Annotated in this window: 14 protein-coding genes; 4 read left to right on the plus strand and 10 right to left on the minus strand. The window is 66.4% G+C overall.

All coding sequences use genetic code 11. The features are described 5' to 3' along the window. Positions 1 to 20: 20 nt before the first annotated feature. Complete coding sequence (locus JQ616_RS01480) at positions 21 to 332, minus strand: ribbon-helix-helix domain-containing protein (protein WP_212011683.1); 312 nt, start codon at positions 330 to 332, stop codon at positions 21 to 23. 233 nt (positions 333 to 565) lie between these two features. On the opposite strand from JQ616_RS01480, the gene mutL reads away from it, so the two are divergent. After that, on the plus strand, positions 566 to 2,383 hold the full coding sequence (gene mutL, locus JQ616_RS01485) for a DNA mismatch repair endonuclease MutL (RefSeq protein WP_212011684.1): 1,818 nt from the start codon (positions 566 to 568) through the stop codon (positions 2,381 to 2,383). A gap of 206 nt (positions 2,384 to 2,589) precedes the next feature. On the opposite strand, the gene JQ616_RS01490 is transcribed toward mutL, so the two are convergent. The 3 genes from JQ616_RS01490 to JQ616_RS01500 all read right to left on the minus strand — a co-directional run bounded on the left by JQ616_RS01490 (position 2,590) and on the right by JQ616_RS01500 (position 6,248). After that, positions 2,590 to 3,306 carry a hypothetical protein gene (locus JQ616_RS01490; RefSeq protein WP_212011685.1) on the minus strand — a complete coding sequence of 239 codons (717 nt, stop codon included), beginning with the start codon at positions 3,304 to 3,306 and terminating at the stop codon, positions 2,590 to 2,592. Positions 3,307 to 3,572: 266 nt separating this feature from the next. Then, positions 3,573 to 4,136: a 16S rRNA (guanine(966)-N(2))-methyltransferase RsmD gene (gene rsmD / locus JQ616_RS01495; RefSeq protein ID WP_212011687.1), complete on the minus strand. Its 564-nt coding sequence runs from the start codon at positions 4,134 to 4,136 to the stop codon at positions 3,573 to 3,575. Positions 4,137 to 4,142: 6 nt separating this feature from the next. Beyond that, positions 4,143 to 6,248, minus strand: coding sequence for a pseudouridine synthase (locus JQ616_RS01500; RefSeq protein ID WP_212011689.1), 2,106 nt, complete (start codon positions 6,246 to 6,248; stop codon positions 4,143 to 4,145). Between the two features lie 128 nt (positions 6,249 to 6,376). On the opposite strand from JQ616_RS01500, the gene JQ616_RS01505 reads away from it, so the two are divergent. Next, positions 6,377 to 6,835 (plus strand): nucleoside deaminase, encoded by a 459-nt coding sequence (locus JQ616_RS01505; protein ID WP_074132507.1) that lies wholly within the window; start codon positions 6,377 to 6,379, stop codon positions 6,833 to 6,835. A gap of 172 nt (positions 6,836 to 7,007) precedes the next feature. Here JQ616_RS01505 and JQ616_RS01510 read toward each other — a convergent pair whose 3' ends face one another. Continuing rightward, positions 7,008 to 7,913 carry an alpha/beta fold hydrolase gene (locus tag JQ616_RS01510; protein ID WP_212011691.1) on the minus strand — a complete coding sequence of 302 codons (906 nt, stop codon included), beginning with the start codon at positions 7,911 to 7,913 and terminating at the stop codon, positions 7,008 to 7,010. A gap of 117 nt (positions 7,914 to 8,030) precedes the next feature. Between JQ616_RS01510 and JQ616_RS01515 the strand changes: the two genes are divergently transcribed. Further along, positions 8,031 to 9,263 (plus strand): acyl-CoA dehydrogenase family protein, encoded by a 1,233-nt coding sequence (locus tag JQ616_RS01515; protein ID WP_212011693.1) that lies wholly within the window; start codon positions 8,031 to 8,033, stop codon positions 9,261 to 9,263. A 107-nt stretch (positions 9,264 to 9,370) separates the two neighbouring features. Here the strand turns inward: JQ616_RS01515 and purD are convergent, their stop codons facing one another. From purD to JQ616_RS01535, 4 genes are all read right to left on the minus strand, one after another. Next, positions 9,371 to 10,651 carry a phosphoribosylamine--glycine ligase gene (gene purD / locus JQ616_RS01520; RefSeq protein WP_212011695.1) on the minus strand — a complete coding sequence of 427 codons (1,281 nt, stop codon included), beginning with the start codon at positions 10,649 to 10,651 and terminating at the stop codon, positions 9,371 to 9,373. A 96-nt stretch (positions 10,652 to 10,747) separates the two neighbouring features. Further along, a complete protein-coding gene (locus JQ616_RS01525) occupies positions 10,748 to 11,047 on the minus strand; it encodes a winged helix-turn-helix domain-containing protein (protein WP_212011697.1) in 300 nt (99 codons plus the stop codon). A 4-nt stretch (positions 11,048 to 11,051) separates the two neighbouring features. After that, positions 11,052 to 11,603, minus strand: coding sequence for a hypothetical protein (locus tag JQ616_RS01530; protein WP_212011699.1), 552 nt, complete (start codon positions 11,601 to 11,603; stop codon positions 11,052 to 11,054). After that, positions 11,600 to 12,142 carry a DUF2306 domain-containing protein gene (locus JQ616_RS01535; RefSeq protein WP_212011701.1) on the minus strand — a complete coding sequence of 181 codons (543 nt, stop codon included), beginning with the start codon at positions 12,140 to 12,142 and terminating at the stop codon, positions 11,600 to 11,602. The genes JQ616_RS01530 and JQ616_RS01535 overlap by 4 nt, the downstream gene beginning before the upstream one ends. A 149-nt stretch (positions 12,143 to 12,291) precedes the next feature. On the opposite strand from JQ616_RS01535, the gene xseA reads away from it, so the two are divergent. After that, complete coding sequence (xseA, locus tag JQ616_RS01540; protein ID WP_212011703.1) at positions 12,292 to 13,917, plus strand: exodeoxyribonuclease VII large subunit; 1,626 nt, start codon at positions 12,292 to 12,294, stop codon at positions 13,915 to 13,917. Positions 13,918 to 13,974: 57 nt separating this feature from the next. On the opposite strand, the gene JQ616_RS01545 is transcribed toward xseA, so the two are convergent. After that, positions 13,975 to 14,802: a dienelactone hydrolase family protein gene (locus JQ616_RS01545; RefSeq protein ID WP_212011705.1), complete on the minus strand. Its 828-nt coding sequence runs from the start codon at positions 14,800 to 14,802 to the stop codon at positions 13,975 to 13,977. Positions 14,803 to 14,939 lie beyond the last annotated feature (137 nt).

Consider the following 14,939-nt stretch of genomic DNA (forward strand, 5'->3'; position numbering starts at 1 on the left):
TCTGCGATGAATCCGAAAGTCTATTCGGCGGCGTCGAGGATAGGCGCCCCCCGGAATTCGGCGACCGAAGCTGTGCTCTGCGAGCGATAGATCAGACAGCAACAGCGCAACAGCGATGCGAAATTATTGACCTCGCCATGATGGTTGAGGACCTCGCCATAGAGCGTGGTGACGAACTTGGCGACGCTCATGCCCTCTTTCGCCGCGATCTCCTCCAGCGTGTCCCAGAACGACATCTCCAGCCGAATCGAGGTGCAATGACCGCCGATCCGCAGCGACCGGGTCTGCGATTCGTAATTGCGCTGCGGCTGGTGCGAGAACAAATGGCACATGGCTATCCTCCCGATCGAATTATAATTTTTCTAAACGATATACCCGCGCGTGGGGCCCCACAATCGCCACGTAGGACGTAGCCGGCGCACACACGAAGGTGAGCGTCTTCAAGGCGATAGGCCGGCTCCATCCCCAGCTAAAGGCAGCCATGACCGGGCTGCCCCATGCATTTGGCCGACGGGCCGACTAGAATGGTGCGAAGCCCTCGAACCCCGTCCAATCGCGCAAATCCATGCCCGTCCGCCAGCTTCCCGAACAGCTCGTCAACCGCATCGCCGCCGGCGAAGTGGTCGAACGCCCTGCGAGCGTGGTCAAGGAGCTGGTCGAGAACGCGATCGACGCCGGCGCCAGCCGGATCGACGTCTTCACCGATGGCGGCGGACGGCGGCGGATCGGCATCACCGACGATGGCGGCGGCATGACGCGATCGGACCTCGCGTTGGCGGTCGACCGCCACGCCACCTCCAAGCTCGACGACGAAGACCTGTTGCGCATCCGCACCCTCGGGTTCCGCGGCGAGGCGCTGCCGTCGATCGGCGCAGTGGCCAAGCTCGGCATCACCACGCGCCATGCCAGCGAGCCGCACGCCTGGTCGCTGGCGGTCGAGGGCGGCGAGAAGTCGGAAATCATGCCGGCCGCGCTCGGCCAGGGCACCCGCGTCGAGGTCAACGAGCTGTTCTACGCGACGCCGGCGCGGCTGAAATTCCTCAAGACCGACCGCACCGAGGCCGAGGCGATCCGCGAGGTGGTGCGCCGCCTCGGCATGGCGCGGCCCGACATTGCCTTCACCCTGGCCGGCGAAGAGCGCGCGCCAGTGACCTGGGCCGCAGCCCTGCCCGGCGCGGCCGGCCGGCTGACCCGGCTCGGCGATATCCTCGGCGCGGATTTTCGCAGCTCCGCAATCGAGGTGCGCGCCGAGCGTGAGGGCGTGGTGGTCGAGGGCTTTGCCGCTGCGCCGTCGCTGACCCGCGCCAATGCGCTCGGGCAATATCTGTTCGTCAACGGCCGCCCGGTGCGCGACAAGCTGATCCTCGGCGCTGTGCGCGCGGCCTATTCCGACTATCTGCCGCGCGACCGCCATCCGGTGGTGGCGCTGTTCGTGACCTGCGATCCGCAAGAGGTCGATGCCAATGTGCATCCGGCCAAGACCGAGGTGCGCTTCCGCAATGCCGGCCTGGTGCGCGCGCTGATCGTGCACGCACTGAAGGAGGGCCTGGCGCGCGAGGGCAGGCGCACCGCGGCCAACACCGCCGACGGCGCGACGTTACAGGCGTTCCGTCCGGCCTTCACGCCGCCGCGCCCGGGCAATTGGGACTGGCGCAGCTCGCCGTCCTATCCGGCTGGTCCGATGCGCGGCTTCGAAGGCGCGGCCGCAGCCGCCTTCGCCGAGCCCGGACAGGCCGCCTTCGATGTCGGCGCGCCGACCGCCGATGTCCGCTTCGAAGCCGCGCCCGCGCCTGACCTGCTCGACCGGCCGCTCGGCGCCGCGCGCACTCAGATCCATGAGACCTACATCGTCTCGCAGACCCGCGACGGCCTCATCGTGGTCGACCAGCACGCCGCACATGAACGCATCGTCTATGAGAGACTGAAAGCTTCGCTGGCGAAGAACGGCGTGCAACGGCAAATCCTCTTGATCCCCGAGATCGTCGAGCTCGACGAGGCCACCGTCGAGAAACTGCTCGATCGCGCCGAGGAATTGGCGTCGTTCGGGCTCGCGATCGAGTCCTTCGGCCCCGGCGCGGTCGCCGTGCGCGAGACGCCCTCGCTGCTCGGCAAGGCCAATGCCGCCGGGCTGTTGCGCGACCTCGCCGAACACATGGCGGAATGGGACGAGGCGCTGCCGCTGGAGCGCCGGCTGATGCATGTCGCCGCCACCATGGCCTGCCACGGCTCGGTCCGCGCCGGCAGACGCCTCAAGCCGGAAGAGATGAACGCGCTGCTGCGCGAGATGGAAGACACCCCGAATTCCGGCCAGTGCAATCACGGCCGGCCGACCTATGTCGAGTTGAAGCTGAGCGACATCGAGAAGCTGTTCGGGCGGCGGTAGTCTCTATCCCCGTCGTCCCGGGCAAGCCAACGGGTCGGCGCAGCGCGCCGCCCGATGACAGGCTCCGCGCAACCCGGGACCCATAACCACCGAAGTCTGGTTTGAGAGAAGCCGGGGCCACTGCGCGCTTCTGCAATGCACATTTGTGATTATGGGTCCCTGCTCCCGTGCGCAATTGCGCACTAGGCAGGGACGACAGGGCCATCCTACGAATTCTGACGAGTGAAAACGTCCAGTGCCATGCGCAATTGCGCGATCCATTCATCGCCATCCTCGAACCCGCCGGCCGCGATCCGCTTGCAGACCTGATCGAGATCTTCACCATTGGCCTGATCCCCGGCCAATTGCCGCGCGATCGCGACATAGCCGTCCGTCAGCAGCACCAGACCGGGCGCGCTCGCGTCGACATAGTTCTGCCGCGCACCGCGAAAGATGTCGATCGCCTCGTCATATCGGCCAAGCGCGAGATCGAAGGCGCCCACCAGCCAGGCGCCCGTTCCGAGCCGCAACGGCCCGAACCCCAGCTCCTGCACAAGATCCAGCGAACGCTCTGCAAGGTCGCGCGCCGCCAACAGATGATCCGACTTGATCGGCTCGTCCGGAACGCTCCAGCCCGGCCAGCAATCAGCCGCGGCGTTGAACGTCATCCGCTGCACCACCTTGAGTGCTTCGTGCGCGTCGCCATCCAGCGTACCGCGACGGCGCTCAATCTGATCGCCGGCATCGCGCGCAGCGGCAAGCAGCGCCGCGTGGTCGCGCGTGCCGCGCAGATCCTTGACACGCATCTCCAGCTGAGTTGCGAGTTCGGCAAGAGTATCGGCCATGGTTCGCCCCGAACACCATGAATCGGTCGTATGGTGGATGAGCCCGACGGCTCCGCGCGTCGCGCGGCCCGATGACAGGCTCCTTCCGGAGCCCAGCATAAGGTCAGGGGACGCTGGTTCGCCCTACACTTTCTCGCGAAGAAAGACGAATTCCGTGTCGTCATACGCCGCCGCTCGAGCTGAACCTGAGCGTTATCGAGAAGCTGTCCGGGCGGAGATTGTCTCTATCCCGTCGTCCCGGGCAAGCGAAGCGCGACCCGGGACCCATAACCACGAAGGCATCCATTGACAAAGGCTGGAGCCACAGCGCGCTTTCACAATGCGCATTCGTGGTTATGGGTCCCTGCTTTCGCAGGGACGACAGATTAAGGTGTGGCGGCTGATCGCAAGAACACGAACTCCGTGTCGTCATATGCCCGCCGCTCGAGCTCCTCGAAGCCCTCGGGCGCCGCGAATGAAGCGGTCTTTGCCTCTTCCACCACGAGCAGTGCGCCTGGCGTCAGCCAGCCGCCGTCGCGCAGCGAGGCGAGCGCTTTCTCTGCGAGACCTTTGCCGTAGGGCGGATCGAGAAACACCAGCGAGAACGGCTCGACCGGGTGCGCCGGTCCGAGATCGGTGGCGTCGCGGCGATAGACCTTGGTGGTGCCGCCAAGGCCGAGCGACTCGACATTGTTGCGCAACAAGGCGCGCGCCTCGGCGCCATTGTCGACGAACAGCGTGAACCTGGCACCGCGCGAGGCCGCCTCGATGCCAAGCGCGCCGGTGCCGGCAAACAGATCAAGCACGCGGGCGTCCTCGATCGGATTGTCATAGGCATGCACGAGGATATTGAACACGGACTCGCGCAGGCGGTCCGCGGTCGGCCGGATCTCGCGGCCCGACGGCGACGCAAGATTGCGGCCCTTCAGCCTGCCCCCGACGACACGCATCGACCGTTACTCGTCCCGCGGCTTGAGATCGCGCTTGCCGTGATAGCCGCGCTTGGGACGGCGCGGCGGGCCGTAGCCGTTGGCCTCGTCCTCGTTGCGCGCCCGGGCTTCGTCGCTGCCGGTGCGCTGCACCAGCACGCGGCGGCCCTTGCGATCGTTGATCGTCTCGCGCTTGGCCTTGGGCTTCTTGGCGGGCGCATCGTCGCCGCCGCCGGCATCACGCTGCTCCGGCCGCGTGAAATCCGCGCCCGCGATCTTGGCGATCTTTTCGCCCAGCTGCTCGCGCAGCACCCGCGTCTTGACCTCCTCGACCTTGCCCTCCTCGAGCTCGGCGAGCTGGAACGGGCCGTAGGAGATCCGGATCAGACGGTTCACCTCGAGCCCGAGATGCGCCATCACGTTGCGCACCTCGCGGTTCTTGCCCTCGCGGATCGCGAACACCACCCAGACGTTGGAGCTCTGGTCGCGCTCCAGCGTCGCGTCGATCGGTCCGTATTTGACGCCGTCGACCTCGACGCCGTCCTTGAGCTGGTCGAGCTGGGCCTGGGTGACTTCGCCATGCGCGCGCACGCGGTAGCGGCGCAGCCATCCGGTGTCGGGATGCTCCAGCGTCCGCGCCAGCCCGCCGTCATTGGTCAGCAGCAGCAGGCCCTCGGTGTTGAAATCGAGTCGGCCGATCGAGATCAGCCGCGGCAAGCCTTCCGGCAGATTGTCGAACACGGTCGGCCGTCCCTCAGGGTCGGCATGCGTCGTCATCAGCCCGCGCGGCTTGTGATACATGAACAGCCGGGTCCGCTCGCGCGGCGGCAATGGCTTGCCGTCGACCGCCACGACATCATTGTCGGTGATATCGAGCGCCGGCGAGTTGATCACGCGTCCGTTGACTGTGACGCGCCCCTGCGTGACGATCTCCTCGGCATCGCGGCGCGAAGCGAGGCCGGCGCGCGCCAGCACCTTGGCGATGCGTTCGCCTGCCTTCTTGGGCTTCGGCTCGGGACGCTCGCGGCGATCGTCGTAGGAGCGCTCGCGATAAGCACCGCGGCCGCCGAAGGCCGGACGCTTCGCAAACACCTTGCTGTCGTCCTCATTGTCCCGGCGCGGCCGGTCGCCGAAGCGACCCTCGCTGCGCCGATGCTCCTGCCAGTCGGTGCGGCCTTCGGGCCGCTCGCGACGACGGCTGTCGCGGCGATCGCCGCCACCTTCATTGTCGCGATCCCAGCGCGGCCGGCTGAACTTCGGCCGATCACCCTGCTCGCGATCGTCGCGCGACCGCGAGAAGCGCGGACGCTCGTCGCCGCCACGATCATCGCGCGGCCTGTCGTAACGCGGCTTGTCGAAATTGCGCGGGCCGTCGCGGAACGGGCGCGAACCGCGCTCTGGACGATCGGAGCCGCCCTCGCGCTTCTGCCACGGCTTGGACTCTCCGCGCGGCGGCCGATCGCCAAAGTCCTTGCGCGGACCACGGTCGCCATCGCGCTTGAACTTGCTGTCGCCGCCGAATTTCCGCGCGGGCCGGTCGCCGTCGCGCGAAGGACGGTCGCCGAACGATCGCTCGCCACGTGGCGTATAGGGCCGCTTCTCGCCATCACGGTCGCGCGGCGCGTAAGGCTTGCGGTCGGCGAACTTGCGGTCGGAAGACCGTCCGGCAGGGCGGGCATCGTCGCGATCGCGGCGCGGCCCGCGGTCATCGCGGTTGTAGTTCGGGCGGTCACCGCGCGGCTTGAACGAACGCTTTTCGCCATCGCCGTCACGGTCAAACCGCGGCCGGTCGCCGCGCGGCTTGAAGGTGCGCTTCTCACCGTCGCCGTCGCGTGGCGGACGATCACGGAAAGGGCGATCTCCGCGGGGACGGTCGCCGTCACGGCTGAATCGGGGCTTGTCGCCGAAATCGCGGCGCGGCGGACGGTCTTCGCGATCGCCGCGATAAGGCCGCTTCTCGCCATCGCCCTTGCCGGCAAAGTCCTTGCCGCCAAAACCGCGCTTGGCGAATTTCTTGTCCGGCCCGCGGGCGGCGCCAGAGCGGCCCTTGCTCCCGCCGGCGCGGCCTTGGCCACCGCCAGGCCGATCACGCCGGCCGCGGGAATCGTTGTTTTTGTCGCTGTCGCGGGGCATGAATGTTCTCGCTGGACGTTCAATTGGGGTGCAAAGGTCACCGGGCCGTACGCGCCCTCGTGGCAGCGTTTGACGCAAAACCGGCAATCACTTTTGCTGAAGGCGACGCTACTAGCAGGTTTCTTCCGATGATACGAGGCATGTCGGCCCCTTCTTTCATGGATTTGGCGCTGAAAACGGCCGAAAATGCCGGAAAATCGGGAGAAGTTCCGATCGGATGCGTCATTGTGCGGGGCTACGAGGTGATCGCCACCGCCGGCAACCGGACGCTGACCGATCGCGACCCGACCGCGCATGCCGAAATCCTGGCGATCCGGCAGGCGGCGGAGGCCATCGGCACCGAGCGGCTGGTCGATTGCGACCTCTACGTCACGCTAGAGCCCTGCACCATGTGCGCCGGCGCGATCTCCTTTGCCCGCATCCGCCGGCTGTATTACGGCGCCGCCGACCCCAAGGGCGGCGCGGTCGAGTCCGGCGTGCGATTCTTCGCCCAGCCGACCTGCCACCACGTGCCGGAGGTCTATGGCGCGGTGGGAGAGAGCGAGGCGGCGCGGCTGCTGCGCGAATTTTTCAGAGAGCGGCGCTGACGCTCCCGTAGCCCGGGTGGAGCTACAAAGCTCTCAGCATGCAAAATATTGATCCCGTCATCCTGAGGAGCGCGTAGCGCGTCTCGAAGGATCGACGGCCACCGGCCGGGCCGTGCATCCTTCGAGACGCGCGCGATGCGCGCTCCTCAGGATGACGGTGAACGGAGCCGCATCAAGCAGCCAGGAAAAACTCGCGCAGCAGTTTCGCCGTCGCGTCGGGTGCCTCCTCGGGCAGGAAATGCCCCGACGCGACAGGCGCGCCGCTCACGTTGGTGGCCCAATTCTTCCAGGTGTCGAGCGGCGTCGTCGCGGCACTGGCGACGCCGGCATCGCCCCACAGCGCCAGCATCGGGATCGTGATCTTCTTTCCGGCATCGACATCGGCCTTGTCGATCTCGTAATCGGCATAGGCGCCGGCGCGGTAGTCTTCGCACATCGCGTGGATGCGGGCGGGATCGCGGAACGGCGCAAGATAATGCGCGAGCGCCCGCGGATCGATCGCCTCCAGCGTCCTGGTCCGGGTCTGGCTCGCCATCTTCTCCTTGAGGAAGAATTCGCCATTGTTGGAGATCAGCGTCTCCGGCAGCGGATAAGGCTGCGCCAGGAATGCCCAATGGTAGATCTTCAGCGCCGACAGGCGATTGAGCTTCTGCCAGTAATCATAGGTCGGCGCGATATCGAGCACCGCGAGCTTCGACAGCCGGCCGGGATGATCGAGCGCCAAACGATACGACACCCGGCCACCGCGATCGTGGCCGGCGAGCGCGAAATGCACATGGCCGAGCTGCTCCATCGCCTCGATCATGGTCTTGGCCCAGGCCCGCTTGGTGTAGGGCGTATGGTCCTTGTCGCTGTCGGGCATGTCGGACCAACCGTAGCCCGGCAGGTCGGCGATGATCAGCGTGAACTTGTCGTCGAGCTTCGGCGCCACCGTGTGCCACATCACATGGGTCGAGGAGAAGCCATGCAGCAGCAGCAAGGGCGGGCCCTTGCCGCCGACGCGGGCGAAGATGCGGCCCTGCGAGGTGTTGATCCATTTCGATTCATAGCCGGGAAAAAGATCAGCGAGATCAGGCATCGGTGGCTCCCTTCCCTGCCGCGTGCGCCGTGCTTCAAACTTTGTTCGGCGTTACCGCTGGCCTGGTTTATGCCATCCTGAGGTCCTGCCAACAACAACACGAAACGAGGAAGTGCCATGTCGATTGATTTCGAAATCCCCGCCGAAGCCAAGGCGATCCGCGAGAAGGTTCGCAAATTCGTGCACGACGAGTGCATTCCGGCGGAAAAGGAACTCGACACCAAGCCGCTTGCCGAGGTGCTGGCACCGCTGCGCAAGAAGGCCCGCGCACAGGGCCTGTGGTGCCCGTTCGTGCCGAAGGAGTATGGCGGTATGGGCCTCGGCCCGCTGGCCAATGCGCTGGTGCAGATGGAGCTCGGCGAGAGCATGCTCGGCGCGCTCTCGATGAACACGCAAGGGCCCGACGACGCCTCGATGATGACGATCCTGGCGCACGGCACCGACTACCAGAAGGAAAAATTCCTGAAACCGCTGCTGAACGGCGAGAAGCGGATCTGCTTCTCGATGACGGAAAAGGCCGCCGGCGCCGACGCCACCGGCATGCAGACCACGGCGGTGAAGGACGGCAACGAGAACTACATCCTCAACGGCGAGAAATGGTTCTCCTCGTCGGCGAGCGTCGCCGACATGGCGCTGGTGATGGCGAAGACCGATCCGAATGCGCCACGCCACAAGCAATATTCGACCTTCATCGTCGAGCTGCCCAATCCCGGCTACCGCATCAAGCGCAACGTCGCCAACATGGCGATCGAGGGTCCGCATGACGACGTGATCCATGGCGGCCACTCCGAGATCGAGATCAAGGACCTCAAGGTGCCGGCCGACAATCTGCTCGGCGGCGAAGGCAACGGCTTCAACATGGGCCAGCACCGCCTCGCCTACGGCCGGCTGCGGCACGGCATGCACAACGTCGCCAAGGCGCAGCGCGCGCTCGACATGGCGGCAGCGCACGTCACCAAGCGCTCGACCTTCGGCCAGTTGCTGGCGGACCGCCAGGCGGTGCAGTTCATGCTCGCCGACTGCGCCAGCGAGCTCTATATCGGCAGACTGATGCTGCTGCACATCGCCTACAAGGCCGAGAAGGGCCTCGACATCCGCCAGGAAAACTCGATCGCCAAGATCTTCCACGCCCACATGGTGCACAAGGTGATCGACACCGCGATCCAGCTGCACGGCGCGCTCGGCTTCAGCCAGGATACGCCGCTGGCGAAATGGTACACCCAGGTGCGCTCGCAGCGGCTGGTCGACGGCCCTGATGAAGTGCACAAGTGGAAGATCGGCAAGAACGTCATCAAGGCGTTCCGCGAGCACGGCACCACCGCGAGCGCGGCGGGCGGGGATCTGCTGTAACTACGCACCATCGTCATTGTCGGGCTTGACCCGGCAATCCATCGCAGGAAGAGACTCTTCCGAAGGTGATGGATGCGCGGGTCAAGCCCGCGCATGACGAGCGGAGGTCAGCGCCCCTGCTCCGCCTCCACCGCCTGCCAGGCGATGTCGCGGCGGCAGAATCCGTCCGGCCATTTGATGCGGTCGACGGCCTGATAGGCGCGGTCGCGCGCCTCGGTGACGGTCTTGCCCATCGCGGAGACGTTCAGCACCCGTCCGCCATTGGCGAGAACCGCGCCATCCTTCGCCACCGTGCCGGCGTGGAATATCTCGACGCCCTCGACCTTGCCGGCGTCATCGAGACCATCGATCCGCGTGCCCTTGGCGTAGTCGCCGGGATAGCCCTTGGCCGCCATCACCACCGTCAGCGCCGGGTCCGGATACCAGCGCAGATCGAAATTCTTCAATTGCCCGTCGATCGAGGCGAGCAGCGCCGGCACGATGTCCGACATCATCCGCAGCATCAGCACCTGGCACTCGGGATCACCGAACCGGACATTGTATTCGAACAGTTTTGGACCCTGCGCGGTCAGCATCACGCCGGCATAGAGCACGCCCTTGAACGGCGTGCCGCGGCTCTTCATCCCGGCGACCGTCGGCAGGATGATCCGCGCCATGATCTGGTCGTGCACCTCCGGTGTCACGAACGGCGTCGGCGAATAGGCGCCCATGCCGCCGGTGTTCGGCCCCTTGTCGTGATCGAACACCCGCTTGTGGTCCTGCGCGGTCGCGAGCGGAATCGCGGTCTCGCCGTCGCACAGCGCGAAGAAGCTGATCTCGCGGCCGGAGAGGAACTCCTCGATCACGACCTCGGCGCCGGCCGAGCCGAACGCGCCGTCGAACATCATCGCAACAGCGGCTTCCGCTTCAGCCAGCGTCTGCGCCACGACGACGCCCTTGCCGGCGGCGAGCCCGTCGGCCTTGACCACGATCGGCGCGCCCTGGGCGCGGACATAGGCGAGCGCGTCGTTGGCATTGTCGAAGCGGCGATAGGCGCCGGTCGGAATGTCGAACTCGCTGCACAGATCCTTCGTGAAGCCCTTCGAGCCCTCGAGCTGCGCGGCCTGCCTGCTCGGCCCGAACGCCTTGATGCCATCAGCGGCAAGGTCGTCCACGATCCCGGCAGTGAGCGGTGTCTCCGGGCCGACCACCACCAGATCGACCGCATTGCGCCGGCAGAACTCGATCACCGCAGGATGATCGGCGACATCGAGCGCGATGCACTCGGCCTCGCGCGCGATGCCGGCATTGCCCGGCGCGCACCAGAGCTTCGTAACCAGCGGGGACGCGGCAATCTTCCACGCCAGCGCATGTTCGCGGCCGCCGGAACCGAGCAGGAGAATGTTCATCAGATACGGGCTCAAAACGGTGTGAGACCCGTGTCGGTCGCACGAATCCCCGCCGGCCTGCAAGGGGCGAGGCGGCCGATTCCCCCGTCATTCGGCTTACTGCTGCTTGCCGGCAATGATCTCCTGCAAGGTCGCGACATGGCGGGCGAAGGCGCCGCGGCCGGCCGCGGTCGCGGTCACGGTGGTCTGCGGCTTCTTGCCGACGAAGGCCTTGTCGACCGCGACATAGCCGGCCCTCGCCAGCGTCTCGATATGGGCGCCGAGATTGCCGTCGGTGGCCCCCGTCAGCTTCTTCAGCCGGGCGAATTCGAGTCCGGCCGAAACCGGCAGCGCATTGAGCGCCGCCATGATCCGCAACCGCAGCGGCTGGTGGATGATCTCGTCGAGTTCGGCCATCGCGTCAGATCCGGCGCATCCAGAGCCCGCCGAGCACCAGCGCGCCGCCATGCACCACCGCCATCCACAGCAGCAGTGCCGGGCCGGCGTAGAAGTAGGCGGTCACGATCAAGGCGCTGCTGCACAGCGCAATCACGATGAAGGCGTAGCCGAACCACAGGCCGGCTAGCGCGTAGAACAGCATCGTGAAGAGCGGCCAGAACACCAGCATCTGACGCGGTCCGTAATGGCCGAGCACCACCGAGCAGAAAATGCCGAATGCGATGAACAGCAGGAACGCCATCAGCAACCGGATGGCGAAGGCGCCCGCCCCCGGACCGACACCGCTGAACGCTGCAATTGCGATCGAGCCTGCGATTCCGATGAGATCAACGACGGCCCAGATCGTATAGCCCTGCGGCGGCCATGTGTGGTTGGCGATGTAGCCCACAAAGACCAATGCGCCCCACATAATGATGATCAGACTGGCGTTCTGATAGATTCGCGACTGGCGGACGCGCTGCACGACGTCGTTGATGTCGTTCAGCGCCGCGCTGGCCTGTTGACTGTCGATCATGATGGCACTCCACTCTGCCCGGCAAGCTTGGCGGACAGCGGCGGCGCCTCCGCCGGCGGGCGATATTTCCCGATCAGGACGTAAGCGATCGTCATCGCCATGATCGACAACACCAATGCCACCAGCCCAACCTGCCCGCGCGTCGTCAACGGCAGCAGGCGCACCACGATTTCCGTTGCCGCCGCCGACACCAGCGACACGTAGGACCACGAGATGAAATAGTAGTGTTTCAGTCGCCAGTTCGCCGGCCGCGGACTTCGCAGCAGCGGAACAATCGCCGCCACGATACAGACGAAGTTCACGATCGCGCCGACATGGAACAGGTTGAGAGTGCCGGTGAACCGATAGACCAGCATCGCCGTCCCGTCGGCGACCAGCATGGCATAGACGTAGAGATAGCCGCGCGCCCGATGGCCCGCGCCGCGCTTGGGGCGCAGGAACTGGATCAGCCCGACACCGATGCACAGGATTGCCACGACGGCATGAACCGCGCCTGCCGCGGAATGGACGAAACTCGCCAGCGCCACATACGGGATCATCGGTCAGCCCTCTCCCTGGAGAACCATCTTCTCGTATCTAGAGTACTCTGTATCACAGAGTATAGGCACAAACAAGGCCGTGCATTGGCGATGGCGGGCAAAAGTCCCTACGTTGGTCTGAAGCTCACAAACAGCCGAATCACCTGCAAATGACTGCTGCCGCGCCCAATCTCGTCAACGCGCCCGAATTCACCGTCTCGGAACTCTCCTCCGCGCTGAAGCGGACGGTGGAGGACCGGTTCGGCCATGTCCGCGTCCGCGGCGAGATCTCGGGCTTCCGCGGGCCGCACTCCTCCGGCCATTGCTATTTCGCCCTGAAGGACGAGAGCGCCAAGATCGAGGCGGTGATCTGGAAGTTCGCCCACGCCCGGATGCGGTTCAAGCCGCAGGAGGGGCTCGAGGTTATCGCCACCGGCAAGCTGACCACCTATCCGAACTCCTCGAAGTACCAGATCGTCATCGATTCGCTGGAGCCGGCCGGCGTCGGCGCGCTGATGGCGCTGATGGAGGAGCGCAAGAAGAAGCTCGCGGCCGAGGGCCTGTTCGACGAGGCCCGCAAGCAGCTGCTGCCCTGGCTGCCGGAGGTGATCGGCGTCGTCACCTCGCCGACCGGCGCCGTGATTCGTGACATCCTGCATCGCCTCGAGGACCGCTTCCCCCGCCGCGTGCTGGTCTGGCCGGTCAAGGTGCAGGGCGACGGCTCGGCCGAGCAGGTCGCGGCGGCGATCCGCGGCTTCAACGCGCTGCCCGAGGGTGGCCGAATCCCGCGGCCTGATCTGTTGATCGTCGCTCGCGGCGGCGGCTCGCTGGAAGACCTCTGGTCGTTCAACGAGGAGATTGTGGTCCGCGCCGCGGCCGAGAGCCATATCCCGCTGATCTCGGCGGTCGGCCACGAGACCGACATCACGCTGATCGACTTCGTCGCCGACAAGCGCGCGCCGACACCGACCGCGGCGGCCGAAATGGCGGTGCCGGTGCGGAGCGAGCTGTTCGTCGAGGTTCAGGCGCTCGCCCGCCGCACCATGGTGTGCTGGCAGCGCGCCCAGGAGGCCCGCCGCAGCGAGCTGCGCGCCGCTGCGCGTGCGCTGCCGGCGGCGAACGAGCTGCTGGCGATCCCGCGGCAGCGGCTCGATCATCTCGCCGCCGGGCTGCCGCGCGGGCTGAAGGCCAATACCCACGCGCATTTCCGCCGCTTTGCCGCGTCGAGCTCGCGGCTGACCATCGGCGTGCTGCGCGGCCAGGTCGCGCATGCACGACAGCGGCTCACCGCGTCGGGCGAGCGCATCACGCTGTCTGCGCGCGCGCTGCTGCATCGCCGCCGCGAGCGCTTCAATGGGCTGGAGATCCGGCTCAAGGCTTCCAGGCTTGCCAATGCCCAGGCGCAGCGCAACGCGATCGCGCGCGATCTCGAGCGCACCCACCGCCTCGCCGAGCGCGCCCGCCGCGCGCTGCTGACGACGCTGCAACGGCTCGAGGCACGGGTCGCGCATCGCAGCCAGCTGCTGTCGGCGCTGTCCTATCGCGGCGTGCTGGCGCGCGGCTTTGCGCTGGTGCGCGACGCGCACGGCCACGCACTGCATTCGGCCGCGGCGGTCGGCCCCAACGCCAGCCTGTCGATCGAGTTCTCCGATGGCCGCGTCGCTGCCACCACGAATGCCGATCAGCCCACGGCGACCGCGACGCCCGAGAGCGCGCCGAGGCCTCAGCCGCGCGAGGCGAAACCCGCGGCGCCGAAGCGCGTCACCAAGCCGGTCGACCAGGGTAGTTTGTTCTGATTTTCTTTGGAGCATGATCTCTTCGGAAAACCGCTGCGCACTTTTCCGGATCGTGCTCTAGCGCGACAGCCACTCGGCGACCTGCTTCTGCGCATCCTTGCGCGCGTCCGCGTCGGTGCCGATATGACCGCGCTCGGCGACGTCGACATCGGAGGCCGCGACCACATGCAGCGGCAAATTGGCGCGATCGAAGTCGTGATAGGCGTCGGGATAGACCACGATCTTTGCGAGCGCGCTGCGGCCATGCGCGCCGTCGACCATCTGGTGGCAAGCCGATGATGACGTCACATCGTCGCGTGCGCCGATCAGGACCAGCGTCGGCACCCGCGCGCTCCAGCCGAGGCCGAACGAGGTGCGGCAATCCGGATAGAATGCGACCGCCGAGCGGAAGTCCGGCTCGGCGTTGTGCGACCACATCTGCGGCCGCACCGCCCACAGCAAGGCGGCGGCGCCATTGCCCCAGCCGATCAGGCTGATGCGGCTCTTCGCTACCCATTTCTGCTGCACCAGCCACTGCCGCGCCGCATTGATGTCGGCCACGCGCGCGCGGCGGGTCTGGACCTGATGCTCCCGGATACGGCACTGCGGGCCGAGCTCGCGCGAGCCGTAGCTGTCCGGCAGCAGCACCGCATGGCCTGACGTAAGCAATTGCTCGGCCCAGTCGCGATAGCGCGGTGCGACCTGCTCGGAATGGCCGGCGAGACCGCCGCAGCTGTGCAGCGCGATCACGGTCGGGAACGGGCCGTCGCCGTCGGGCCGGTAGAGCTGCGCGTGCAGCGTGAGATTGCCTTCGGGGATCTCGACCTGATGCGGGGCCGGCAGCGGCGCCGCTGCGGCCGGCACGGCAAGCATGGCAAGGCACATGAAAACTGACGTGAGGCGCATCCGATCCGGCCGGCTCGTTATGGCGCTGCAAACGCAGCGGACCACGGCTGCAACGCTACCATGCGCGTCTGCCGCCAAATCATCACAAGTCGGTGGTTTAATGGGCGGACATGCCCCCCTATCTGTGATAGACGGCT

Source organism: Bradyrhizobium tropiciagri (assembly GCF_018130545.1).
GTDB lineage: Bacteria > Pseudomonadota > Alphaproteobacteria > Rhizobiales > Xanthobacteraceae > Bradyrhizobium > Bradyrhizobium tropiciagri_A.